A 22,784-nucleotide genomic window follows, 5' to 3' on the forward strand; every position below is an offset into this window, starting at 1 on the left:
GGCCCTGTGGGGGCTGTGGCTCGCGTGCCTGGTGTTCTCCGTCTGGTTCGTCGCGGAGGTGATCACGCTGTTCCTGCAGGCCGAGTCCTGGTGACGCGGGCGGAGCGACAAGCGGCCTTGTCTCAGAGGGCTTCCTTCGACGGAGTGATCGGCTCCCCCGACTTCCGTACCACGGGCAGAACGCTCCACGGAAAGTTGATCCAGTGGTCCGTGCGCTTCCAGACGTACTCGCACTTCACCAGGGACTGCGACTTCTCGTAGATGACCGCGGAGCGGACCTCGGCGACGGCGTCGAGGCAGAAGTCGCGCACCAGCTTGAGCGTCTTGCCGGTGTCGGCGACGTCGTCGGTGATGAGGACCTTCTTGTCGGAGAAGTCGATGACGTTGGGGACCGGGGCCAGCATGACCGGCATCTCCAGGGTGGTCCCCACGCCGGTGTAGAACTCGACGTTCACCAGGTGGATGTTCTTGCAGTCGAGGGCGTACGCGAGGCCGCCGGCCACGAAGACTCCGCCGCGGGCGATGGAGAGCACGACGTCGGGCTCGTAGCCGTCGTCGGCGATGGTCTGCGCGAGCTCGCGCACGGCGGTGCCGAACGCCTCGTAGGTGAGGTTCTCCCGCACGTCTGCGTTGCTCATACCTGGGTCCGGTGGAAGTTGAGGAAGGACCGGGAGGCGGTGGGTCCGCGCTGGCCCTGGTAGCGGGAGCCGTAGCGCTCACTGCCGTAGGGGAACTCGGCCGGCGAGGAGAGCTTGAACAGACACAGCTGGCCGATCTTCATGCCCGGCCAGAGCTTGATGGGAAGCGTGGCGAGGTTCGACAGCTCCAGGGTCACGTGTCCGCTGAAGCCGGGGTCGATGAAGCCGGCGGTGGAGTGGGTGACGAGCCCGAGCCGGCCGAGGGAGGACTTGCCCTCGAGGCGGGAGGCGAGGTCGTCGGGGAGCGTGATGACCTCGTACGTGGAGGCGAGGACGAACTCCCCGGGGTGGAGGATGAACGGCTCGTCCCCCTCCGGCTCCACGAGCCGCGTCAGATCGACCTGCTCGATGGAGGGGTCGATGTGCGGGTACCGGTGGTTCTCGAACACCCGGAAGTAACGGTCCAGCCGTACGTCGACGCTGGACGGCTGCACCATGGATTCGTCGTAGGGATCGATCCGTACCCGTCCGGCGTCGATCTCGGCCCGGATGTCCTTGTCTGAGAGAAGCACGCCCCGAGGATACGCAAGGCGCGCGGACCGACCACCATCGGACGGCCCGCGCGCCTGGTACCGACCTTCAGTGCTTCTCCAAGGTCACCGGAACGACGCTGCGAAGCCGGGCACAGCGAGGACACCGGACGAGCCGTCCGGGACCGAGGCGCTCGGCCTGCTGCATCGGGAACGAAGCGGTGCTGAACACGTGCCCATCGGCACAACGGACGACGGTGCGCTCCATCAAGTCCTAGAGTCCCTTCCCCAAGAGCCGCGTCCGGCTGCTGTTCGCCTGACGACAAAAGCCACATTACGGGATGGACGGGACGGCCCTCCAGGCGGCACTCCGACCCCGCCCGGACCCTCTCCCACCTCTCCACCGTACGCCCCAACTCCCGCGCCCCGCAGCCCCGTCCCACCCCACGAACACACTCAGGCCCCACGGCTTCGGCGCCGGGGGCCTGGCATGAGGTAAGGTAACGTTGCGTTCGACACCGGTCCTGTCCGGTGTCCGCGCGGGTGTAGTTTAATGGTAGAACATCAGCTTCCCAAGCTGAGAGCGCGAGTTCGATTCTCGTCACCCGCTCCATGAAACCCCCAGGTCATCGGCCCGGGGGTTCTTTGTTGTCCAGACCGGTCGGCGAGGGGCACCGCACCTGATTATCGTGTCTGACCGTTTGGGCAAGGCATGTCCGGCGTCGAAAACGGGTGCAGGAGATCGCCAGCTGCATGAGCCTGGCGCCGCGCTCCGCGGACTGCCGTCCCCACCGGGGAAATGGGCCACCACTGCGCACTCACTTACCGGTACCGTGCTCAGCGCCCAGGGATGCCGTGACATCTGTGGGTCTCCTTCTCGTCCCCCGGAGTGTCGCAGTGGAGCAGTACGCGTCGGCCTCGGACTCCGCGCGCATCGTGCAAGCGGGCGGAGATGTGGTGATACACGGTGAGAGCGCGCCGTACGAGCTCAGGATGTGGCCGTCGCCCTCGAAGGCGTTGTCGGCCGAGGAGGCGCGCGCTCAGCCCAGCCGGTTGCTCCGAGCCGGGCATGAGATCGTCGAGTTCGTCGGCCGGGAGACCGAATTGGACACCCTGCGCTCTTGGCGGGACAGCTGTCGAGGACGCCCGCATGTCGCGTTGCGACTCATTCATGGGCCAGGGGGTCAGGGCAAGACGCGGCTGGCCGCTCAGGCCGCCCGGATATGGCGGCAGGAAGGGTGGAGCGTCTTTCATGCGGTCCGGCAACCTTACTCCTTGACTGGTCCCGCACCGGAGATCACGTCGGTTGGAACCACCTCAGGGACGCTGATCGTGGTCGACTACGCCCAGGAATGGGACACCGATGATCTGCTCCGGCTCATCCACGACATGTCCTCCCCCGAATCAGCTCCGGTGCTGATATTGCTGCTGGCGCGGTCGGCGGGTACGTGGTGGCAGATGCTCGAATCTCGTGTCACCAGAAATTTCGACATGGTGCCGGAAGCGCTCCGGCTCGGACCTCTCGTCAGGCAGCCATCGGCCCGAGCGCTCCTCTTCTCCGAGGCCGTCCGTCATTTCGCCGCCGCTCTCGAGGCCCCCGCCGCGCTCCTCCCCCGCCCCCCTTCCGGCCTCCAGGACCACAGCGCCTACGACCAAGTACTGACGTTGCACATGTCCGCCCTCGCCAACGTCCTCGCGGCCGTGCAGGACAGCACCGCGCCCGACGACCCCGACAAGCTCTCGGCCTACCTCCTGGCACGCGAGCGCGACCATTGGGCGCGCCTGCACGAACGTGGCATGCTCAAGGCCGACCCGAACGTGATGTCCCAGGTCATGTACATCGCGGCGCTGACGGGGCCGTTGTCGTATGCAGACGGGACAGCAGCTCTCCAGGCCGCCCCCGTCGAGCTGTGGGAGCATCCGGGAAGGCTCATCAAGGGCCACGCAGTGTGCTACCCACCGAGCCGAGCGGACTCCGTGCTCGAACCGCTCTACCCGGACCGACTCAACGAGGACTTCCTGGCGCTGATGACCCCGGGGCACGACTGCGCGTTCCCGGCGGACCCGTGGAGCGCTCAGGCACTCGGTCTTCTCCTGAAACCAGGTGGCACCCCGTGGACGCGTACCGCGCTCATCACACTGGCCGAGACGGCTAAGCGATGGCCCCATGTCGCACGCGAACACCTCATCCCCCTATTACGCGAACACCCCGAGATCTGTCTGGAGGCGGGGAGCACCGCGATCATCTCCCTCACCGAATTGCGCAACCTCGACGGCGTGCTGGTACTCGACTTGTACGAGCTTCTCGCGCAGCGCCGTCCCGTCGACCTCAATGCCGGCTACGTCGCCCTCCTCACCTGGCTGTCGGACAAAGCGCATCTCTTCCCTGACGACCAACGGGCACTCGTGAACGCCGCGTTGAGCGCAGCACTCGGTGAGAACGGCCGCTATGCGGAAGCCGTCGACCACGGTGCGGCGGCCGTCGCTCTTCTCCGACGGCTCATGGCAGACGGTGCGGAGGACTGCCGCGCCCATCTCGCCGGCGCGCTGTCCAATCTCTCCGAATGCCTCTCCTTGACCGGGGCGAATCAGCCTGCTCTGGATGCCGCACGGGAGGCGGTCTCCCACTATCGGAGCCTCGCTCGCCATGCTCCTGGCGAGTTCGAACTCCGGCTGGCCGTCGCACTCAGCAATGTCGGAAACTGTCTCGCCGTACACCTGGACAGAGCGTCGGAAGCACTGGCTCCCGCCGACGAAGCAGTCCACATCCTGAGGAACCTCGACGAGACCGACCCGAACACCCATACCGGGGCACTCGCCACGGCGCTGGCGACCCTCAGCCGAGCGGCCGCCGCCTGGGGCAACGACGCTCTGGCTCTTGATGCCGCGGAGGAGTCCCTCAACCTCCGCAGACGCTTGGCCGAGGCCCAGGGAGCCGTTTACTCTCCGGTACTCTCCAATGCCCTTGACACCTTCGGCAGGGCCCTGTGGAGAACAGGCCGGACGGACGAGGCACTTGCGTCCCTGGAGGAATCCGCCGCGATCGAAAGGGAACTCGCCAGGATCGTGCCCGACCGCTTCGGACCCATGCTGAAAGGCCAACTCCACTACCTCTTCGCGCGCTACCGGGAGTTGGGACATCGGAAGAAGCTGGTACCCATCGCAGAGGAACTGGTCGCGCTGGACCAACGCCGGGTCGACGAAGGCCGTCAGGAATACCGGCCCGCTCTGGCCGTCGCGACGTACACCCTCGCAATCGCACGGGGCGGAGCCGAGCAATGGGACGAGGCATGCCCGGCGGCAGACCTTGCAGCCGACCTGATCCGTCCCCGTGCCACACTCGGTGTCGTGCCTTTGGAGGTCGCACTCGTCCGTTTCCTCTGTGGAGCCGCCCTGTTACGCGTGGAAGGACGGAGGAATCCAGGTGAAGTGCCGGACAAGATCAACGAAGCGCTCGCGGTCTATGCAAGGCTCCCCGTCACCCTTCCGGCGAACCTGCGGCACGAATGCCTCGACGCTTTCGAGCTGTTGGAAGAATCGCTGGAGGCCTCAGGAGACCGGGGCTCGGCACTCGAACTGAGGGGACGGCGTATGCGCCGCACTCCGAGTGATCAGGTCAACTTTTAGGCATGACAGCAAAGATGAGGGGAGAAGCCATAGGCTTTTCCCTGGGCGCACGGGTGTTCAGCCACATGCCTGTCTCAGGGGGAACGTCGCGACCGGGGGAGCAAATGGATCCACAGTTGGTGCAGTTCACGCAGACCGCTGGTACGACCGTGGTCGCGCTGATGGCCACAGAGGCGTGGAGCGCAACGCGCGACCGGGTTGCCGCGCTGTGGCGGCGTTTCCGGCCGGCCGACGCCGAGGACGTCGAGGCTGCTCTCGACGAGACGCGGGAGCAGATCGTCGTTGGACGTGAGGGTGAAGGCGAGGCAGAGGCCAGGTTGGCCGACGAGTGGCAAGGGCGGATGATGCTTCTCCTGGCGACCGCCCCCGCCGCGGCGCCCGCCCTGGAGCGGGTTCTGCGTGAGGCTCGCGAGCTCCTTCCTCCTGGTGAGCAGTCGTCCATCGGCTCGGTGCGCATCTCGGCCCACGCGGCCGGAAACGCACACGTCTACCAGGCAGGGCGCGACCTGCACATCACCGAGCGTAGAGTCGACGGCCATACGGGGCGGTGACGTCCGTGTCCGGGCAGGGCAGGGTGTCCGTGCCCAACGCGACCAGCCAATCGAGGAACATCACCACCACTGTCCGGCCGAGCCCGCGAACGAGTGGCCGGGGCCGGTGCCGCACTCCGTCCGGGTGCCGTTGACGGCCGAGCTCGATCACACCGCGTGGGAGAGTCCGGCCACCTATTCGGAAAACTTCCCCATCTACAAACCGTCGGGCGGCGCAGGCACCTCAGTCGACGTCGTGGACGTTGTGCTCGGTCAGGTCGGATGCGTGCCGGGCAATAGCACGGTAGTCGGCATCGTCATGGAGGACAGCCAGACCGTGATGGGCCGCGGTGGCGGCGATGACGAGGTCCACCGCCGAGGCACTGCGATGCTCCCCCGCCTGGGCCATACGGTGTTGCACCGCGCCGATCCAGCGCCCCGCGTTCTTCGGCACCGACACGTCCGGGTAGAGATCAGTGAACATCTCCGTGATCTCGTCGTACTCGCGCCCGTTGCGGGCGCTGTGGAGGAACTCTGCGCGCTGCACGTAGCAGGATGCGACGGCCCCGGCATCGATCGCGTCGTACCAGGCTGATTGCAGCTTGGGATCGCGGAGCAGCCGGACCAGGCCGGACGTGTCGAGCAAGTAGATCACCGGCTGTGCTTCTCCGCCCGGTGCAGGCGCTCGGCGTCCTCGACGGCACCCCACTCACGCGCACGCTCGAAGTGACGGCTGATGCGCGCCGCACGCTCCTGCTGCTCGGCGTAGAAGTGCAGAGCGAGATTGACCGCCTCCTTCTTGGTCCTGACCTTGGACAGAGCCATGGCGCGTTCCAGGGCATCGTCGTCGATGTCGATCTGGGTCACAGACATACCGCACCTCGCACACAATGTTGGTGATGTACATAGAAGAATACGTCTCCAACATTCATGGGTCCATGTCTGAGCGTCGGCTCCCGTATGTGCAGTCGCGACGGACTCACCAGATCAACCCGAGAGACGATGCGGTCCGCTCGGCGGAAGCGACATGCGCACGCATGGCCCGACTGCTGGTGGCGTCCGTGCCCACAGCGTGCCCGTAAGAGCAGGCAGCCACGGTCAACAGCGGTGCGATCCGACCGGACAGACCTTTAGCAGAGAGGGCGTCTTCGCAGGTCAGGGCCATAGAGCCCGCCCAAGCGCCGTCGCTTCCCAAGCTGAGAGCGCGAGTTCGATTCTCGTCACCCGCTCCATGAACCCCCAGGTCATTGGCCCGGGGGTTCTTTGTTGTCCAAGCCGATGGGCGGGGGCCGCAATTCTGCGGTGCGCCGGAGTTGGTCGGCTGCCCGGTGGGCCGGAGGAACGGCAAGCACTGGCTCGACCGAACTGATCGTCGACGATGAGGAGTTGCGGCAGTCAGGCAACGGGCGGTGGCCAGGCGAACACGATGGCCTCCCGCCGTGAGGCCATCGTCCGACTCACCGCCTCATCGGCCGTCCCCTCGGAGGGGGACGGCCGTCCGATCTCGGCGACGAGGCTCCGCCGCGATGCCGTGGTGCGGAGCTTCGCGGCAGCGGTGGAGCAACTGCGCGCCAAGGGCCGAGTCCGGGGTCAGCAGCCGCGCACGTCCTTCGTCAGCACCCCTTGCTCCGTCGCGAGCGTGTGGTCGTAGCACGCGCCGGGAGCCCGGAGCCGGTAGCGCTCGCTGGTCGTGGCCACCGCGTGCCGGTCCTCGCGGGCGACGCCGAGGGTGAAGGTGGCGTCTCCCTGGTAGGTGTCGTCGATGCGGGTGGGGCCGAGGTGCGCCCGGTCGGCGACGGACATGATCACGCGCAGGCGGTTGGCGCTGTCGATGGTGGCGCGGCCGTCGAGCGTGTAGGTGCGGTCGGTGCGGAAGACGTGCCCGTTGGTGGTCACGGTCTGGTCGTCGCTCCACGTGCCGGTCTGGTCGTCGGTGTTCTCGTCCGGCGTCCACTGGTGGTCGATCGCGCTCGTGACTGTTCGCTCGACCGTCGTCGTGACCCGGCCGTGGGAGGTATCCAGGTAGCCGGTGACCATCAACCGGTCCTTGCCGTCGGTCACCAGGTGGCGCACCGAACCGTCGGTGTAGGTGTTGCTCACCGCTGGATCCGCCTTCTTGTACGACGTCACGGCCCCCGTCACCACCGACTTGTGTGCGTCCTGCCACACGAGGATGTTCGTCGGCGCGCTCCACCCCGTCTGGCCGCTCGGCACCCCGACCACCGACACGTCGACGTTGTGCGCTCTGCCGTCGTTGAGCAGCCCCGCGAACGGAGTCAGGTCGAACTCCAGCGGCCGTACGTCGAAGGCGTGTGGGGCGGGGAGCACCGACCACAGATAGGGCGACCAGCCTCCGGTCCACACGTTCGGATACGGCGATGCGATTCCGGCGATCTTCCCGTCGATACTCACCTGCACCTCGCGGTACGGACCGTCGTCCCCGCCCTGGCAGGAGTACGACGCGGACGGCGTGACGACCGAGTACCAGAACTCCTCACAGCCGCCGCCCGAACCGGTGGCGTACACCTCGGCGAGAATCCGCGTGGAGTTGCGTGGAGTGGTCAGCGAGGCGCCGGTCGTCACGCTGTCGCCATCGCTGAGGGGGATGACCCGGTCGGGGGCGGAGGGTGTGCGGCCGGACTCGGGGGCGTAGAAGGTGAGGGTCACCTTGACGTCGAGCACGCCGGTGTAGGTGTCGTTGACAACGTTGCCTATGAGCATGTCGACCGACTGTGCGCTGCTCAGCGTCTTCTCGTACTCGGTCACGTCCTTCTCGACGGACCAGTTGATCCCGTCCTGCGAGGGCTCAGGCGTCGATGTACGGAAGACCTGTACACCTCCGATGTCCAGATAACCGAGCCGGTCGTATTGCCGTCCCTTCACGCTCCCGTCCATCCGCAGGACGACCTTGGACCAGCGGCCGGGGGTGCCGCAGCCGGTGGGCGGCGTGTAGGTGCCGGTGTAGGGGGTGAAGTCCTTGAACTGCGCCTGGGCGATCGTGACCGAACACGACTTGGTGTGCGGCGTCGAGATGGCCGGGGCGGCCGTCACCGGGTCGTGGTAGTCGGTCCCGAACTCCGCCGGCACCGTGTCCGCGGCGGCTGTTCCCAGAGACAGGCCGAGTGCGGCAAGCGCGCCGGTCAGTACGGTGGCCGTCCGTCTCGGACGGATCAGGGATCTCATGGGTTTCTTGTGTCGCATACGGCGCAGTGAACAGGCATGTGCCAGCCCCGGCCAAGGGGAGATGGAAAGGTGTTGACCGATTCCTGTCCGTTCACCGACCGAGCGGCAACACACCCGCAACTCAGCCATGGGGGAAGCCCGGCTCCCAAGAGTCACCTGGTCCCCTCCCGACGGAGTTCGCAGAGCCGGCGACGCCGGAGGCATCCCCGCCTACGAAGCCCCGGCCATACTCCTCGGGCCTGACGCTGAAGTCGTCCGGACGATCCCGGCGCAGTTCCTCATACCGTGCCGCGAACACGTCGATGGCCTCATGGATCGTGCAGCCTCGCGTTTCGCGGATCGCCGTGATCGCAACGATGATCCGGTGATCGAGGATGTCGCGGTCTACGCTCGCCGGCAGGGCGGTCACGGGTCCTCCGAAGTCGCTGTACGGCAGCGGAGTACAGCAACCGCACAGACCGCAGTCAGCCGAGTAAGACCCCTGCCACCCTTGCTGAACTGCCAATTGACCCTCAGTGGCCGTCGTGCCCATAGTTCGCATCGAGTGGCTGCGTCAACCACCAGGACGACGCAGTCATGCGAACGGCGACAAGCCCTTGCTCTCAAGGTGAGCGAGCAACGAATCAAGGCACGCGTCGGCCGCACCCAGGTCCGCACGGAAGAACGACTCCTCGCCAAGGGGCCCACCACTGACGATGACCATCCACGCCTTCCTGTGCTCGGTCATGCGATCACCGTCGACCTTGAACACGGTCGTGACCCCCCGCTGCCAAGAGGGTCAACCGCTGCCACATCGGTTCCTCACCGCTCGATGACGCCCAGGACTCCACCGGGGCCCCCGCCCGCCGCTCTCGCTGACCGTCTGCGGTCGGGGCCTCAGCCCTGTGCGTGGGGCCGCCTCCGACCCGCGGTCATGCGGCTGCCAGGAGGATGGCCGTGTAGTGCGCGCCGAAGGCGGCGATGGTGAGGGCGTGGAAGACCTCGTGGAAGCCGAACCAGGCCGGTGAGGGGTCGGGGCGCTTGAGTCCGTACACGACGGCGCCCGCCGTGTAGAGCAGACCGCCGGCGACGACGAGTACGACGATCGCGGTGCCGCCGTTGCGTGCGAAGTCGGGCAGGTTGAAGACGGCCACCCAGCCCAGTGCGATGTAGCACGGGGTGTAGAGCCACCGGGGAGCCCCGATCCACAGGATGCGGAAGGCGATGCCGGCCAGGGCACCGGCCCACACCACGGCCAGCAGCACCCGCTGCTGACCCGTGGGCAGCAGAAGGACCGCCAGGGGGGTGTAGGTGCCGGCGATGATCAGGAAGATGTTCGCGTGGTCCAGCCGTCGCAGGACCGCTTCCCCGCGCGGCCCCCACGTTCCGCGGTGGTAGACACCGCTGGTGCCGAAGAGCAGACAGGCCGACAGCGCGTACACCGAGCAGGCCGCCGCTGCCGCCGCCGAGCGCGAGACGGCGATCAGGACGATGCCGCCGACCAGAGACAGCGGGAACACGCCGGCGTGCAGCCAGCCGCGCATCCTCGGCTTCAGCGCGGCCGCCATACGCTCCGCCGCGCCTTCCGGAGCGGCGGCAGCCAGTCGGCCGGTTGCGCCGGTTGCGCCGGTTGCGTCGGCAGGCGCATCGGCCACGGGTCGCAGGACGTCAGGAGCGGTGCCGGGGCGAGGCTGGGGGTCGGGCCTGCGTTCCGGCGGCTGAGTGTCTTCGGCGATCATGCGCCCGTATTCTGAGATCGAAGGATGAGTGCGGCCTGCCACTCGCTGCGGACTGCCACTCGCTGCGGACTGCGGGTCAGATGCCGACCGTGTGCCGGGAGGCGGCGCGGCGGTACTCGGCGTTGATGCGCTGGGCTTCTTCCAGTTGGTCTTCGAGGACGATGATGCGGCAGGCAGCCTCGATGGGGGTGCCGTGGTCGACGAGTTCCCGGGCGCGGGCGGCGATCCGCAGCTGGTAGCGGGAGTAGCGGCGATGTCCGCCCTCGGAGCGGAGCGGGGTGATGAGGCGGGCTTCGCCGAGGGCGCGGAGGAAGCCGGGGGTGGTGCCGAGCATCTCGGCAGCCCGGCCCATGGTGTAGGCGGGGTAATCGTCGTCGTCGAGACGGCCGAGGGGATCGTCTGCTGTCATCTCACCTCTCTGCGGAACGCGTGGAGGGGTCCTGGTGCCGTGCGGCACCAGGACCCCGGAGGAACTGCTACACCATCTGCCGACCCTGGTACTGCGCCGGCCTTCTGTTTCCGCGGACCCGACCGAGATGCTGTCGGGGCTGCTGGGATCGCTGTTGCCTGACCGGAGACCACCTCACTATCGATGTCCTGCGGTACCCGGGCTCGAGACTTCCGCCCGGGCGATCCTGATGGCGCTCGGCTCCTCCGTTCTTCCCTCTCAACCAATCACTTGCCAAACGGGTACTGCGTACTGCTCGCACTGCTGAACTGCTGATACTGCGAACCACTGGTGGCCTCGCGAAGCGCCACTCTCCGGCAGCCAGCCCCGTCGCCCGTCCTGCGTCTGCTCTGGCTTGGAACCCCACTGCCGAACCTCCCGGTGCGCGCGCCCGCAGCCGACGCCTTCACCGAGGTACTGCTCACTGACTTCACTGCTGGGTAGTGCCAACTCGGTACTGCCAACGGCGGCCCCTGATCACTGCGGGCCACCCGGTCCGGTCGTCAGCCCCGTCGCCGTACCGCAAAAACTCTGGCTTCGGAACTCCACCACCGGACCGTCCTGCACACTGCAACTACGTGTTACTGCCCGGCAGTTCGTGTCTGCCGGGCCCTTCTGTCTCTCTGGGCTACGAGAGAAACCATAGCCATGACGGCACCCAATGTCTACTCCAGCCACGATAGATTTTCGCGCGCCGAACGGTGCGGTAATCCACCTCGAACGGCGATGGGTGACCAGCCGCGACAATTCGGAGCGGACGGCGGTCGCGTCGGCCGGGACGCCGTGGACTCCGGCGGCCTTCACGGTGAGGGTGCTGTTCGCGCCGAGCCGTTGCGGGGGTCGAGGAGGACAGTGGGAGGAGCAGGCCGTCGCTCGGGTCTTTGGCCCAAGTGGGGCGGCCACCTCGCTGGAGGTATCCCTTCGGGCTGGATCCCCGTGGTCTTTGGCGGTCCCCACCACGCCGGCCGACGGGTCTCACGCCCGGAAGGACACAGCGATCATGACCGATCAACCGAATGCACTGCCGGACGTGACGTCTCTCCTGGTGAGCACCGACTCCCTCGAACAGTTCCTCCGGGTGCTCGCGGAGAGTGCGCTGGCCATGGCGCCCATGGCCCAGGGGGTCGGAATCACCCTGGAGCGGCAGCGGCGGCCCCTGACCGTGGCCAGCGTCGGTACGAGCGCTCCCGAACTGGACGAGGCCCAGTACGGGCAGGACGACGGGCCCTGTCTCCAGGCGCTGCGCACGGGCGAGGAAGTCGTCGTCGCGGACATGCTGGGCGAGGAGCGCTGGGGACCCTATCCGGCCTACGCGGCCGCCTGCGGTACGCGTTCGTCGGCCTCCCTGCCGATCGCCGCCCACACGCACACCGCCGGCGCCCTCAACCTGTACTCGCCGAAGGTCTCCGGGTTCGCCGACGCCGACCTCGCCGGCCTGCGCGCGCTCGCCGCCCAGGCCACCGGGGCCCTCGCACTCGCGCAGCGCATCGCCGACGCGCAGGAGTACGCCGCCGACCTCCAAACGGCGATGGAGTCGCGCAGTGTCATCGACCAGGCGATCGGCGTGATCATGGGGCAGCAGCGGTGCGGGGCCGACGAGGCGTTCAACCTGCTGCGCGCCGCCTCGCAGCGCCGCAACGTCAAACTCCGGGACGTGTGCGCGGAGTTGATCAGGGACATCGGCGGGAGTCCGCCCTCGCCGGGGCGAACCCTGCGGCCCCGGCCCTGACGGGCCCGCCGTCTCTCACCGGGTCACAGGCTGGTCAGTACCTGGGGCGAGAGGATCTTGACTTCCTGGCAGATCCCGGTCTCCCAAGCCGTCCCGCTGGCCGCCGCGCCCGCGCACGGTGTGATCGGCGTCGACATGAACGCCGATCATCTGGCCGCATGGCGCCTCGACATCCACGGCAACCCGACCGGGAGCCCGCGCCGGTTCTTCTTCGACCTCAGGGGCATCGCCGGTCACCGTGATGCCCAGGTCCGCCACGCGCACCGGTGCCCCTCGCCACGGTCGCCTAACGCCGACCTGCGCCGCCGGGGGCCACGGACCCTCGCGGGGCCCGTACGACGAACGGGCCCGCAGGGGAACCCCGCAGACCCGTCCGCTCAGTCCGGTGAGCGCACTACCTGAGACGAGCGGGACGCCTGATGCCTGCGCGCCTCGCCTTCTCGATCCGCTCCGGTCCCGCGCTGTCGCGGTCCTCGTCCCTCGCGGCCCAGTCCCTGGGCTGCAGGAAGAGCATCTCGCCGGTGCCCGGCACGATGATCGCGCCGCCGAAGGGCTCGTCACCGGCGAACCAGACGCCGTCCGTGATGCCGGCAGGCCACCGACCACGCGCCAGGGCGTCCCTCGCACGCAAGGTGAAGGGGGTGCCGCCCTGGTCTCCGAAGCGCAGGAAGAGCGTGTGCGTCGACTCCATGCCGATCTTCTCGACCGGGGTGCGGAATTCCAGCGGGTAGGTCTTGAACACTCGCGAGCACTTCCGGGCCAGGTCCATGCGACCGGCGAAGAGGAACAGCGTCCACAGGAGGCCGAGCATGCCGACGATGGCCACCGGCAGGAGATACCCGATCCGGGTCACGAAAATCTGGCCCCACATCAGCAGGAACACCGGGAAGAACTTGAGGAATTTCCTCAGCGTGACGCCGTAGTGGTAGCGCACCGCGCCCCGGAAGTCCGTTCCGTCGGTCGGGTACGGCGCGGGCGCGGTGTCCGAGACCAGATGATCTCTCCGTCGATCTCGCTCCGTCATCCGAACGGGCTCCTTTCCTCTGCCCCTGAGCCGGAATCCGGGAACGGCCCGGGCGCGTTGTCCACTTCGGCCGGGTCCGGTGCCGCCGGGTCCTCGAACGTCACCGTACGCGCGACGCCGAGCAGCACGCCGCGGTAGTCGTCGGCGAGCTCCACCGACGCGGTGACCAGCTGCACGGTGATGATCGACGAGGTGCGAGGAACCGGGATCGCCACCGTGCCCTGCCAGACGGTCCCCTCCGCGGGCCCTTCCTGCCCCTCGGGGGGAGCTGTCGGCGCGATCGTGGTCCGTTCCGTCTCCCACAGGTATCCGGTCCCTGCGGGCAGCTCCACGGGCACGATGCCGTTGTCCGGCCCCGTCCCGCCGTCCCCCAGCATCTGGAGGAGCACGGCTTCAGGGTGCGCTCCCGAGGTCGGGACGGTGGAGACGGTGAGGACGGACAGCGTGGGCTCGCCGCGCTCGTCCGGGTGCATACCGAGAGCGCACCCCATCACGGCCTGGCTCCGCAGCATCGTCAGGACGACGGAATAGAGCCGGAACACCTGGTCGGCGCGGTCCCGGACGTCATCGGGAAGCGCGTCGAGCTGCCGGGCCACCTCCTGGATGCCCTCGGGTGACGGCTGGAGGTCCAGCCGTAGGTATCCGTAGGGCAGCCCGTACCAGAATTCCGGCTTCGGCTCGGCCTCCACCGTGTCGAGGAATCCGTTCACAGCCGAATGCCTCCCACCAGTTCACCGATGTCCTCCGCGATGGCCAGCGCGCCGCTCTTGAAGCCGGTCGAGGCGGCCGCACCCTTGGTGATCTCGGACGCGTCGTGTCCGGGGCCGTTCTTCGGAAACACACCCATGTTTTCCAAGGACGACGCCATGTTCGCCGCCACGTTGACGCCGTTGATGCCGTACTGGAGCGCTCCGGTCGCGGGGTCGGTCGCCACGTCGAGAGCCTTGAAGTTGAACGCGGGCACGATCTCCCTGCCGAATGCCCCCAGCTTCGAGCCGACCGACAGGGCCTCGCCGCCCTCTCGTGCGACCGCCGCCGCGAGACCCGCCTCGCTGCCGGCCCGGGCGAGGGCGCCGACTCCGGGCACCATGCCGAGGGTGTCACCGACCATGGAGCCCCACGCGAACGCGCCCTCCTTCCAGCCGTACTCGCCCATCAGCGAATCTCTGAAGTCCTCGCTGGAGAGGTTCTTGGCCATGGACACCGCGCTCGCCGCGACCGCGATACCCGCGAAGACCGGCGCCAGCGGGGTAGGGAGCAGGGCCAGCAGTCCGGCGATGGCGCCGATGGTGCCGGCGTGCTCCACGAGGAACTCGCCGACCGCCTTGAGGCCCTCGCCGATGGCGCTGAGGGTCTTGCTGAACCACCCCGGTTCCTTGGGGGCCAGCTTGTCGTCGGCCTCGTCGAGGGTGCGGGCGACGGCCTCGGCCGCGTCGGTGTGGGTGCCCTCCAACTCCTTCGCCTTCGCGATGACGTCGTTGTAGGCGGTGTTGGCGGTGTTGAGGTGAGTGGTGGCCTCGTTCAGTTCGCGCTCTGCGGTACGCAGGCGCTCCGTCGCGGCATCCGCCTCCGCCTGGCTGGGGTATTCCTTGCCGGCGAGCTTGAGGTCCGGGTTCCCCTTGGCCTGGTCGTAGCGGGTCCTGGCCTTGTCGGCGTCGGCCTTGTTCTCGCGCGCGGCATCGTCGTATTTCTTGGCCAGGTCGCGGTGGGAGGTGAGGTCGCCTTCCCATGTGCCGAGCGCCGCGGCGGCTTTCTCGAGCGACTGCCCGGCGTTCCTCATGGCGGTCTTGAGGTCGCCGTCCAGGGTGTCCCGGAACGCGCTCGCGGCGTCTCCCTGCCAGCTGGAACTCGCTCCGAGCAGATACTCGATCTGGCGGTGGCAGTTGTTGAGGGTGTCGGCCGCTGACTTCACCTTGCGGTGGAGGGAGGTGACCTGCTCGGGTACGCCGGGGACCGGGTTCCAGCCGAGGCTCGGGTAGGGGTTGTCGGCCACCGGTCACTTCCCCCCGGTATTCGCGGCGTTGGTCTCTTCCATCTTCTTGAGGGCCTTCGAGAGGTTCTCCTCGAACTGCTTGTAGCTCAGCGCGGTCTTTTCCACGCCTTCGTCCACCGCTTTGATCATGTCTTTCAACTGGCCGGTTCCGTACTTCCACTTGTTCTGGAAGGTTTCACACGCCTCGTCCAGCCGCGGAGTTCCGATCTGCTCGGCGCTGACAGCGGAGAGCGCTTTGCGAGCTTCCTCCAGATCAGTGACAGACTGCTTCAATACCCGGCCAAAAGAGTCCAATTGGCCGAGGTCGACCTTGAATTCATCCGCCATGAGGCGACCCCCTTCTGAGACTGCGACAGACGTTCCACCAGCTGTCGGCGCGCCCCAGACTAAAGTATGGGCAAAGAGGGGTTACGCGTCGTTCCCCCTGCGAAGCAGCAACGCCCGGACGGTGAGCTTGAGTTGGCCGGGCGGACCGTTCGAGCCCGGCTCCGGGGGAGAGGGCTCTCCACAGCTCATCGCGGGAGGCGAGCTCTCAGCCCACGGGCGTAGTGCCCGGAGGTGTGATCGATCCACGCGGCTTGATCCCCGAGCGCGCGTTCGGCGGAAAAACGCTGCGGTCACGGCGTCGGCGAGGGCAGGGTCGAGTGTCCAGCGCCTGGCAGCGGACGCGGACGGACTGGGCCATGCCCAGGCGGTCCCCCCGAGATCTCCGGCACCACGACACGACGACACGACCCCGCCGTCCAGCGCCGCAGGTCGTCGACCGCGCCGAGGGCGGCCGGCATGACGGCCCTGTGTTCCGGATGAGCCGAGTCCAGGGCTGCCACAGAAGCCGGACGTGTCGGTGATGACAAGGGGCACGCGAAGGAAGCCGGTCTCGCGCCGGACGGCTTCCCCGGTGATCGCCGACCCCCCGGGGCCGTGTTTCAGTCGCGTGTGAGTCGGGCCAGGTGGGCGTCCAAGGGGTGAACACCCGCGGGCAACGGTTCCCGGGGGTCCGGGTTCCACCAGCGGATCGCCATGATCTCCTCGTTGGCCCGGAAGTCCCGGATCGTGGTGGTGCTGCCGGTGAACAGGGCCGCGTACTCGGCTCGACGGTCCGGCGCGAGGACGAAGCCCGCGTATCCGATGAACCGGAGCGGCCCGTCGGACACCTGACCGCTCTCCTCCGACAACTCGCGTGCGGCCGCCTGGCGAGGGGATTCCCCGTCCTCGGTACGCCCACCGGGCAGTTCCCAGTGCCGGCGGTACCGGTCGAAGACCAGGAGGACACGGTCGGCGTGCCAGAGGGCGACCAACGACGCCGGCAGCGGGGCGTCACGCGGTGGCGCTCCCTCTGTGGCGCGGACGAACGTGACCAGGGCGTTGCCGCGGTTGTCGACCGCGAGCGGTGGATCCGTGAAGTCGGACATCTCACCATGCTCCCCGTCCGACACCCTGGAAACCGATCAGTTTTCATTCTGTCGGAATCGAGCTAACCTCGCAGTATGACCACCGAAGCGAAGCCGAGCCCCCGAGAGCGGCTGCTGAACGCGGCGGCCGCGCTGACCTACCGATCCGGTGTCAACATCGGCGTCGAGGCGCTGTGCAAGGCGGCGGGGGTGTCCAAGCGCTCCATGTACCAGCTGTTCGAGAGCAAGGACGAACTGCTCGCGGCGAGTCTGGAGCAGCGTACTTCCGACTATGTGGCGACCCTCCTGCCCGCGGCGGACGACGACCGTTCGCCCCGCGAGCGGATCCTGCACGTCTTCGCACAGGTGGAGTCGCAGTCGGCCGCGCCCGAGTTCCACGGCTGTCCCTACCTGGCCGCGCAGATCGAGCTCAAGGATCAGAACCATCCCGCGAGCCGGGTGGCCCACCGGGTCAAGGAGAATCTGACCGCCTACTTCCGCGGAGAGGCCGAACAGGGCGGGGCGAGCGATCCCGACCTGCTGGCCCGGCAGCTCAGCCTGGTCTTCGACGGTGCCAGCGCACGGGCGGGAATCGGAGCCGACAAGCTGCCGGGGCTCGTCGCCCCCACGGTGACCACCCTGCTCGACGCGGCGGGCGTCCGCTGACCTGGCCGACGGACGACGGCCGCCCCGCCGGAGGACCGCCGTACGACGGTCAGGCCGCCGCGGCGCCACCCCTGTCGCGCTGCGACGCGGCCAGGTAGGCGACGAAGCCGCACGATGGCATGGTCAACTGCCCTCTTCCCAGACTGCTTTGCCATAGTTTTGGGGCTCTGGTGGGTAAGTTTCCCCCCACAGCGGACGGCCCCGGCTGACCGCAGCCCTTACCTGCGCGTCCTGGCCGTCGGCGTGGGCTCCGGGCCGTCGGCGCGCAGGGGGTCGCGACCGGGCTTCGGCGGGTCGGCGACCACCGTGCCCTTCTTGTGGTGGCGGGGTACGACGTCCTGGGGGAACGTCAGTTGCTGGTTCATCCACTTCAGGGCGGGGGGCATCTCCTGGACCCAGGTGGGGAAGTTGTGGCTGCCGTGCTCGGGCAGGATCGACGCGACCCGCATCGGTGCCTTGACGGCCCTGATGAAGGCCTGCGTCTGCGGATAGCCGCGCTCGCCGTGCTTGCTCTCGGTCACCAGGACGGAGACCTCGGGGACGGGCAGGTGCTTGAGCCGCCACATCAGGTCGTGGCCGTTGATCCGCTCGGTGCGGTCCGGGCCGTTGCCGAAGAGGTTGCCGGTCGTCGGGTCGTCCTTGACCTTGTAGTCGGGCGACAGGGCGGCGGCCGTCGTGTACACGTGCGGATCGCGCATCGTCAGCTGCAGGGCGCAACTGCCGCCGGAGGAATAGCCCATGACTCCCCACGCACTGGCGTCATGGCCGACCCGGTAGGCGGACTTCAGGGCATCGGGCAGGTCCTTGGCCAGGAAGGTCTCGGTCTGCGGACCGCCCGGCACGTCCACGCACTCGGTGTCACGCGGCGGGGCGATCGTCGGCCGGATCATCACCATGATCGTCGGCTGCATCTGACCGCTCTTCTGCAGTGCCCCGGCCGTCTGGGACACCCGCAGATACTGCGCGAGGTTGAAGATGCTGCCCGGGTAGCCGCTGAGCGCGACGATCACCGGGAAGCGCTGGCGCCGGTACGCCTTCTGGAAGTACTGCGGCGGCAGGTAGACGAACGCCGGGTCGACCACGCCCGTACGGCGGCCGATGACCTTCACGGACTCCACCCGCCCGTTCACCGCGGCGGGGCCGGTGGGCAGTCCGCTGACCCGGCGCAGCTGCTCATCGGTGGCGGGCTGTACCAGGGCGCCCTTCACGGCGACACCGTCCACCGTCCCGGCACCGGCCGTGCCCCCGTAGTTCCCCGCCTGTGTGACCCCGACGGGGGCCGTCTCCACGTGGCCGAAGAGTTCGCCCCAGGATCCGAAGAACTGGTACGACGAGTTCAGCCAGCAGGCGAACGCGGCGACGATCACCACCTGGGTCGTCCCGAGGGCCACCAGGCGTCCCAGCACCTGCAGCACCCCCTGCCGGGCGAACCGTGGCCACCACCAGACCAGCAGTGCCACACACACGGCGGCGAGTGCCGCCATCACATACACCGTCGTCTCGCTGGTCAGACCCATACCGGTTGATCCCCGATTTCCTACCTGTGCGGTTTCCTTCACACAGAAGGAGGGGTGGGGAATCCTCCGCGTTCCCCAATTAGTGCAAAAGGGGTGGTGATGCCGCCCACTCGGCCGTGTCCGCAGCCTCCGCCCCATGGTGCTCGCCCGGGGGACGAGCCGGTGCGGGGCCCGGATCTCCATGCCCGGGACCGGAGACGAGCCGCCGATCCGCTTGAGGAGTCGCGTCACCGCCGTCTCCGCGATCATCTTCTTGTCCGGCCGGCGCGGCCGTCGTCCAGAAGGCGTGGTCCACCGCGCGCTCCCAGCAGTGGACGCTCACGGACGCGGGAGGCGGCTACTACAAGCTCGTCAACAGCGGCAGCGGCCTGGCGGCGGACGTCGCCTCGGCCTCCACCGCCAACGGCGCGCTGATCGTGCAGTCGGCGGACAACGGTGCCGAAGACGAACTGCGGCAGGTCGTGCGGATTAACTGACCCGTAGAGGGGGGTCCGGCCGAGGCCGGACCCCTTATCCTCTGCCCTAGATCCCGAACGGTGATCGATATATCGAACGAGAGGTGGGGCGCCATGCCCGAAGAACCCTGCGTCGTGGGTGTCGACTTCGGCACCCTGTCCGGCCGTGCCGTCGTCGTCCGCGTCCGTGACGGCGAGGAGCTCGCGTCGGCGGAGCACGTCTATCCGCACGCGGTCCTGGACCGCGAGCTGCCGGACGGCACCCGGCTGCCCCCCGACTGGGCCCTTCAGGTGCCGTCGGACTACATCGACGTGCTGCGCACCGCCGTACCCGAGGCCCTCGCCCGCGCCGGTGTGGCGCCCGAGCAGGTCATCGGCATCGGCACCGACTTCACCGCCTGCACGGTCCTGCCGGCGCTCGCGGACGGCACCCCCCTGTGCGAGTTGCCCGAGTACACCGCCCGACCGCACGCCTACGTCAAGCTGTGGCGCCACCACGCGGCCCAGGGCCAGGCCGACCGGATCAACGCGCTGGCCGCCGAGATGAAGGAGCCGTGGCTCCAGCGCTACGGCGGGAAGATCTCCTCGGAGTGGGAGTTCGCCAAGGCGCTGCAGGTCCTGGAGGAGGACCCGGAGATCTACCGCCGTACGGAGCGGTGGGTGGAGGCGGCGGACTGGATCGTGTGGCAGCTGTGCGGCACGTACGTCCGCAACGCCTGCACCGCCGGTTACAAGGGCCAGTACCAGGACGGGGGCTATCCGTCACCCGCCCATCTGGGCGCCCTGCACCCGGACTTCGCCGGTTTCGTCACCGACAAGCTGGACCATTCGATCGGCCAGCTCGGCGACCCGGCCGGGACGTTGACCGCCGAGGCCGCCGCCTGGACGGGACTGCCCGAGGGCATCACGGTCTGCGTCGGCAACGTCGACGCGCATGTCACCGCCCCGGCGGCAGCGGCCGTGGAGCCCGGCCAGATGGTCGCCATCATGGGCACCTCCACCTGCCATGTGATGAGCTCCGACCAGCTCGGCACCGTGCCCGGCATGTGCGGTGTCGTGGACGGCGGGATCCTGCCGGGCCTGTGGGGCTACGAGGCCGGTCAGAGCGGGGTCGGCGACATCTTCGGCTGGTTCGTCCGCATCGGGTTCCCCGCCGAGTACGCCGAGAAGGCCGCGGCGGCCGGGCAGTCCGCGCACGAGTACCTGACCGAGCTGGCCGCCCGGCAGAAGGTGGGCGAGCACGGACTCGTGGCCCTGGACTGGCACAGCGGCAACCGCTCGGTGCTGGTCGACCACGACCTCAGCGGCCTGCTGATCGGCCAGACGCTGTCCACTCGTCCCGAGGACGTCTACCGGGCGCTGCTGGAGGCCACCGCCTTCGGCACCCGCACCATCATCGACGCCTTCGAGGCCGCCGGCGTGCCGGTGGAGGAGCTCATCGTCGCGGGCGGGCTGACCAAGAACGCCCTGCTCATGCAGATCTACGCCGACGTCACCCGCCGCCCCCTCGGTGTCATCGGCTCCACCCAGGGCCCGGCGCTCGGTGCGGCGATGCACGCCGCGGTGGCGGCCGGGGCGTACCCCGACATCCAGGCCGCCGCCCGGTCCATGGGCAAGGCCGACCGCGGCGTCTACCAGCCGGACCCCGAGCGGGCCGCGGCCTACGACCGCCTCTACGCCGAGTACCGGCTGCTGCACGACTACTTCGGCCGCGGCACCAACGACGTCATGCGCCGCCTGCGCCGCCTGCGCACCGAAGTCTCCGCGTCCTCCTGAAAGGAAAACCCCCATGTCCAGCAACACCAACGCCCCCGCCCACCCCGGCCAGGAGATCTGGTTCCTGACCGGCAGCCAGGGCCTGTACGGCGATGACGTCCTGCACCAGGTCGCCCAGCAGTCCAAAAACATCGCCGACATCCTCGGCGGCCCCGGCAAGATCCCGGCCCGCATCGTGTGGAAGCCCGTCCTCACCGACGCCGACTCGATCCGCCGGATGTGCCTGGAAGCCACCACCTCCGACACCTGCGTCGGCGTGATCGTGTGGATGCACACCTTCTCCCCGGCAAAGATGTGGATCGCCGGACTCAGCGCCCTGGACGTGCCCCTGCTGCACCTGCACACCCAGTACAACCTGTCGCTGCCCTGGCCCAGCATCGACATGGACTTCATGAACCTCAACCAGGCCGCCCACGGCGACCGCGAGTTCGGCCACATAGAATCCCGCGTCGGCATCGACCGCAAGATCGTCGCCGGGCACGCCACCGACCCCCGCGTCATCCGCCGCATCGCCGCCTGGACCCGCGCCGCCCTGGGCCGCCACGCCTCACGCACCCTGCGCCTGGCCCGCTTCGGCGACAACATGCGCGACGTCGCCGTCACCGAAGGCGACAAGGTCGAAGCCCAGCTGCGCTTCGGCTTCTCCGTCAACACCTACGGCGTCAACGACCTGGTGGCCGTGGTCGACGCCGTCGAGGACAAGGCGGCCGCCGAACTCGCCGCCCAATACGTCGAGTCCTACGACGTCGTACCCGCACTGCGCCCCGGCGGCATCCGCCACGACTCCCTCCTGTACGCGGCCCGCCAGGAGATCGGCCTGCGGACTTTCCTGACCGAGGGCGGCTTCACCGCCTTCACCACCAACTTCGAGGACCTCGGCGGACTGCGCCAGCTGCCCGGCCTGGCCGTCCAGCGGCTGATGGCGGACGGCTACGGCTTTGGCGGCGAGGGCGACTGGAAGACCTCGGCCCTGCTGCGCACCATGAAGGTCATGGGCCAGGGGCTGCCCGGCGGCACCAGCTTCATGGAGGACTACACCTACCACCTGGGCCCCGGCACCCCCCGCGTGCTCGGCGCGCACATGCTGGAGGTCTGCCCCTCCATCGCCGCCGGCCGCCCCAGCTGCGAGATCCACCCGCTGTCCATCGGCGGCCGCGAGGACCCGGTCCGTCTGGTCTTCGACGCGGCCGAGGGCCCTGCCGTGGTCGTCGGCCTCTCGGACCTCGGCGACCGCTTCCGGCTGACCGCCAACGCCGTGGACGTCGTAGGTCCCAGCGAGCCCCTGCCTCACCTCCCCGTGGCCCGGGCGGTGTGGAAGCCGCGCCCCTCACTCGCGGAGTCGGCCGAGAGCTGGCTGCTGGCCGGCGCCCCGCACCACACCGTGCTCAGCTCCGCCGTCGACCTCGAGACGCTGACCGACTACGCGGCCATGACCGGCGTCGAACTCCTCACCATCGACGAGCACACCCGCACCGACCAGTTCGCCAAGGAAATCCGCTGGAACGCCGCCTACCACCGACTGGCCCAGGCCCTGTGACCGGCATCGAGGGAGACAAGAG

Annotated in this window: 21 protein-coding genes, 1 tRNA gene and 2 pseudogenes; 9 read left to right on the plus strand and 15 right to left on the minus strand. The window is 68.4% G+C overall.

Going from position 1 to position 22,784, the window contains the following annotated elements; genetic code table 11:
• Positions 1 to 122: 122 nt before the first annotated feature.
• Together ACIRP7_RS10470 and dcd are read right to left on the minus strand one after the other, a co-directional pair.
• Complete coding sequence (locus ACIRP7_RS10470; protein WP_403656109.1) at positions 123 to 638, minus strand: phosphoribosyltransferase; 516 nt, start codon at positions 636 to 638, stop codon at positions 123 to 125.
• Positions 635 to 1,210, minus strand: a complete 576-nt coding sequence (dcd, locus tag ACIRP7_RS10475) for a dCTP deaminase (protein WP_403656112.1) — start codon at positions 1,208 to 1,210, stop codon at positions 635 to 637. Before dcd ends, ACIRP7_RS10470 begins: the two co-directional genes overlap by 4 nt.
• A gap of 497 nt (positions 1,211 to 1,707) precedes the next feature.
• Between dcd and ACIRP7_RS10480 the strand changes: the two genes are divergently transcribed.
• From ACIRP7_RS10480 to ACIRP7_RS10490, 3 genes are all read left to right on the plus strand, one after another.
• A tRNA-Gly gene (locus ACIRP7_RS10480) sits at positions 1,708 to 1,781 on the plus strand.
• A 284-nt stretch (positions 1,782 to 2,065) separates the two neighbouring features.
• Positions 2,066 to 4,795 (plus strand): hypothetical protein, encoded by a 2,730-nt coding sequence (locus ACIRP7_RS10485; RefSeq protein ID WP_403656114.1) that lies wholly within the window; start codon positions 2,066 to 2,068, stop codon positions 4,793 to 4,795.
• Positions 4,796 to 4,914: 119 nt separating this feature from the next.
• Positions 4,915 to 5,346 (plus strand): hypothetical protein, encoded by a 432-nt coding sequence (locus ACIRP7_RS10490; RefSeq protein ID WP_403657104.1) that lies wholly within the window; start codon positions 4,915 to 4,917, stop codon positions 5,344 to 5,346.
• A 223-nt stretch (positions 5,347 to 5,569) separates the two neighbouring features.
• On the opposite strand, the gene ACIRP7_RS10495 is transcribed toward ACIRP7_RS10490, so the two are convergent.
• The 7 genes from ACIRP7_RS10495 to ACIRP7_RS10525 all read right to left on the minus strand — a co-directional run bounded on the left by ACIRP7_RS10495 (position 5,570) and on the right by ACIRP7_RS10525 (position 10,635).
• Entirely contained in the window at positions 5,570 to 5,980 is a 411-nt protein-coding gene (locus tag ACIRP7_RS10495; RefSeq protein ID WP_403656117.1) for a PIN domain-containing protein, read from the minus strand.
• On the minus strand, positions 5,977 to 6,198 hold the full coding sequence (locus ACIRP7_RS10500; RefSeq protein WP_172629543.1) for a type II toxin-antitoxin system VapB family antitoxin: 222 nt from the start codon (positions 6,196 to 6,198) through the stop codon (positions 5,977 to 5,979). The genes ACIRP7_RS10495 and ACIRP7_RS10500 overlap by 4 nt, the downstream gene beginning before the upstream one ends.
• A gap of 717 nt (positions 6,199 to 6,915) precedes the next feature.
• The gene (locus ACIRP7_RS10505) at positions 6,916 to 8,526 is read right to left on the minus strand and encodes a peptide-N4-asparagine amidase (RefSeq protein ID WP_403656120.1); all 1,611 of its coding nucleotides are present in this window, start codon (positions 8,524 to 8,526) and stop codon (positions 6,916 to 6,918) included.
• Positions 8,527 to 8,629: 103 nt separating this feature from the next.
• The gene (locus ACIRP7_RS10510) at positions 8,630 to 8,917 is read right to left on the minus strand and encodes a hypothetical protein (protein WP_403656123.1); all 288 of its coding nucleotides are present in this window, start codon (positions 8,915 to 8,917) and stop codon (positions 8,630 to 8,632) included.
• Positions 8,918 to 9,082: 165 nt separating this feature from the next.
• On the minus strand, positions 9,083 to 9,259 hold the full coding sequence (locus ACIRP7_RS10515; protein ID WP_403656126.1) for a hypothetical protein: 177 nt from the start codon (positions 9,257 to 9,259) through the stop codon (positions 9,083 to 9,085).
• A 160-nt stretch (positions 9,260 to 9,419) separates the two neighbouring features.
• Positions 9,420 to 10,226, minus strand: coding sequence for a hemolysin III family protein (locus ACIRP7_RS10520; RefSeq protein WP_403656129.1), 807 nt, complete (start codon positions 10,224 to 10,226; stop codon positions 9,420 to 9,422).
• Positions 10,227 to 10,302: 76 nt separating this feature from the next.
• Positions 10,303 to 10,635: a MerR family transcriptional regulator gene (locus ACIRP7_RS10525; protein ID WP_389997026.1), complete on the minus strand. Its 333-nt coding sequence runs from the start codon at positions 10,633 to 10,635 to the stop codon at positions 10,303 to 10,305.
• Between the two features lie 1,039 nt (positions 10,636 to 11,674).
• Here ACIRP7_RS10525 and ACIRP7_RS10530 point away from each other — a divergent pair.
• Both ACIRP7_RS10530 and ACIRP7_RS10535 read left to right on the plus strand, forming a co-directional pair.
• The gene (locus tag ACIRP7_RS10530; RefSeq protein ID WP_403656132.1) at positions 11,675 to 12,403 is read left to right on the plus strand and encodes a GAF and ANTAR domain-containing protein; all 729 of its coding nucleotides are present in this window, start codon (positions 11,675 to 11,677) and stop codon (positions 12,401 to 12,403) included.
• Positions 12,404 to 12,457: 54 nt separating this feature from the next.
• Positions 12,458 to 12,664: pseudogene (locus ACIRP7_RS10535) on the plus strand (IS200/IS605 family accessory protein TnpB-related protein); the annotation flags it as partial.
• Between the two features lie 133 nt (positions 12,665 to 12,797).
• On the opposite strand, the gene ACIRP7_RS10540 reads toward ACIRP7_RS10535, so the two are convergent.
• The 5 genes from ACIRP7_RS10540 to ACIRP7_RS10560 form a co-directional block, all read right to left on the minus strand.
• Positions 12,798 to 13,427, minus strand: coding sequence for a hypothetical protein (locus ACIRP7_RS10540; RefSeq protein WP_403656135.1), 630 nt, complete (start codon positions 13,425 to 13,427; stop codon positions 12,798 to 12,800).
• Positions 13,424 to 14,137 carry a hypothetical protein gene (locus ACIRP7_RS10545; RefSeq protein WP_403656138.1) on the minus strand — a complete coding sequence of 238 codons (714 nt, stop codon included), beginning with the start codon at positions 14,135 to 14,137 and terminating at the stop codon, positions 13,424 to 13,426. The genes ACIRP7_RS10540 and ACIRP7_RS10545 overlap by 4 nt, the downstream gene beginning before the upstream one ends.
• Positions 14,134 to 15,420, minus strand: coding sequence for a putative T7SS-secreted protein (locus tag ACIRP7_RS10550; RefSeq protein ID WP_403656140.1), 1,287 nt, complete (start codon positions 15,418 to 15,420; stop codon positions 14,134 to 14,136). The genes ACIRP7_RS10545 and ACIRP7_RS10550 overlap by 4 nt, the downstream gene beginning before the upstream one ends.
• A 3-nt stretch (positions 15,421 to 15,423) precedes the next feature.
• Positions 15,424 to 15,747 (minus strand): hypothetical protein, encoded by a 324-nt coding sequence (locus tag ACIRP7_RS10555; protein WP_403656143.1) that lies wholly within the window; start codon positions 15,745 to 15,747, stop codon positions 15,424 to 15,426.
• Between the two features lie 599 nt (positions 15,748 to 16,346).
• Positions 16,347 to 16,832: an NUDIX hydrolase gene (locus ACIRP7_RS10560; RefSeq protein ID WP_403656145.1), complete on the minus strand. Its 486-nt coding sequence runs from the start codon at positions 16,830 to 16,832 to the stop codon at positions 16,347 to 16,349.
• A 75-nt stretch (positions 16,833 to 16,907) separates the two neighbouring features.
• Here ACIRP7_RS10560 and ACIRP7_RS10565 point away from each other — a divergent pair, with 75 nt between their 5' ends.
• Positions 16,908 to 17,477: a TetR/AcrR family transcriptional regulator gene (locus ACIRP7_RS10565; RefSeq protein WP_403656148.1), complete on the plus strand. Its 570-nt coding sequence runs from the start codon at positions 16,908 to 16,910 to the stop codon at positions 17,475 to 17,477.
• 218 nt (positions 17,478 to 17,695) lie between these two features.
• On the opposite strand, the gene ACIRP7_RS10570 is transcribed toward ACIRP7_RS10565, so the two are convergent.
• Complete coding sequence (locus ACIRP7_RS10570) at positions 17,696 to 18,994, minus strand: alpha/beta hydrolase (protein WP_403656151.1); 1,299 nt, start codon at positions 18,992 to 18,994, stop codon at positions 17,696 to 17,698.
• A 266-nt stretch (positions 18,995 to 19,260) separates the two neighbouring features.
• Between ACIRP7_RS10570 and ACIRP7_RS10575 the strand changes: the two are divergent.
• The 3 genes and pseudogenes from ACIRP7_RS10575 to araA form a co-directional block, all read left to right on the plus strand.
• Positions 19,261 to 19,470 (plus strand): annotated as a pseudogene (locus ACIRP7_RS10575) (RICIN domain-containing protein); the annotation flags it as partial.
• 93 nt (positions 19,471 to 19,563) lie between these two features.
• A complete protein-coding gene (gene araB, locus ACIRP7_RS10580; RefSeq protein WP_403656154.1) occupies positions 19,564 to 21,225 on the plus strand; it encodes a ribulokinase in 1,662 nt (553 codons plus the stop codon).
• A gap of 13 nt (positions 21,226 to 21,238) precedes the next feature.
• Positions 21,239 to 22,762 (plus strand): L-arabinose isomerase, encoded by a 1,524-nt coding sequence (gene araA, locus ACIRP7_RS10585; protein WP_403656157.1) that lies wholly within the window; start codon positions 21,239 to 21,241, stop codon positions 22,760 to 22,762.
• Positions 22,763 to 22,784: the final 22 nt, after the last annotated feature.

Origin of the sequence: Streptomyces sp. NPDC102270, assembly GCF_044766405.1 — a bacterium.
Taxonomy (GTDB): Bacteria; Actinomycetota; Actinomycetes; order Streptomycetales; family Streptomycetaceae; genus Streptomyces.

Bases quoted from the DNA above. Each gene is read 5' to 3' on its own strand.
- ACIRP7_RS10470 (WP_403656109.1), bottom strand. From the start codon at position 638: ATGAGCAACGCAGACGTGCGGGAGAACCTCACCTACGAGGCGTTCGGC.
- ACIRP7_RS10500 (WP_172629543.1), bottom strand. From the start codon at position 6,198: ATGTCTGTGACCCAGATCGACATCGACGACGATGCCCTGGAACGCGCC.
- ACIRP7_RS10505 (WP_403656120.1), bottom strand. From the start codon at position 8,526: ATGCGACACAAGAAACCCATGAGATCCCTGATCCGTCCGAGACGGACG.
- ACIRP7_RS10520 (WP_403656129.1), bottom strand. From the start codon at position 10,226: ATGATCGCCGAAGACACTCAGCCGCCGGAACGCAGGCCCGACCCCCAG.
- ACIRP7_RS10525 (WP_389997026.1), bottom strand. From the start codon at position 10,635: ATGACAGCAGACGATCCCCTCGGCCGTCTCGACGACGACGATTACCCC.
- ACIRP7_RS10530 (WP_403656132.1), top strand. From the start codon at position 11,675: ATGACCGATCAACCGAATGCACTGCCGGACGTGACGTCTCTCCTGGTG.
- ACIRP7_RS10540 (WP_403656135.1), bottom strand. From the start codon at position 13,427: ATGACGGAGCGAGATCGACGGAGAGATCATCTGGTCTCGGACACCGCG.
- ACIRP7_RS10555 (WP_403656143.1), bottom strand. From the start codon at position 15,747: ATGGCGGATGAATTCAAGGTCGACCTCGGCCAATTGGACTCTTTTGGC.
- ACIRP7_RS10560 (WP_403656145.1), bottom strand. From the start codon at position 16,832: ATGTCCGACTTCACGGATCCACCGCTCGCGGTCGACAACCGCGGCAAC.
- ACIRP7_RS10565 (WP_403656148.1), top strand. From the start codon at position 16,908: ATGACCACCGAAGCGAAGCCGAGCCCCCGAGAGCGGCTGCTGAACGCG.
- ACIRP7_RS10570 (WP_403656151.1), bottom strand. From the start codon at position 18,994: ATGGGTCTGACCAGCGAGACGACGGTGTATGTGATGGCGGCACTCGCC.
- araB (WP_403656154.1), top strand. From the start codon at position 19,564: ATGCCCGAAGAACCCTGCGTCGTGGGTGTCGACTTCGGCACCCTGTCC.
- araA (WP_403656157.1), top strand. From the start codon at position 21,239: ATGTCCAGCAACACCAACGCCCCCGCCCACCCCGGCCAGGAGATCTGG.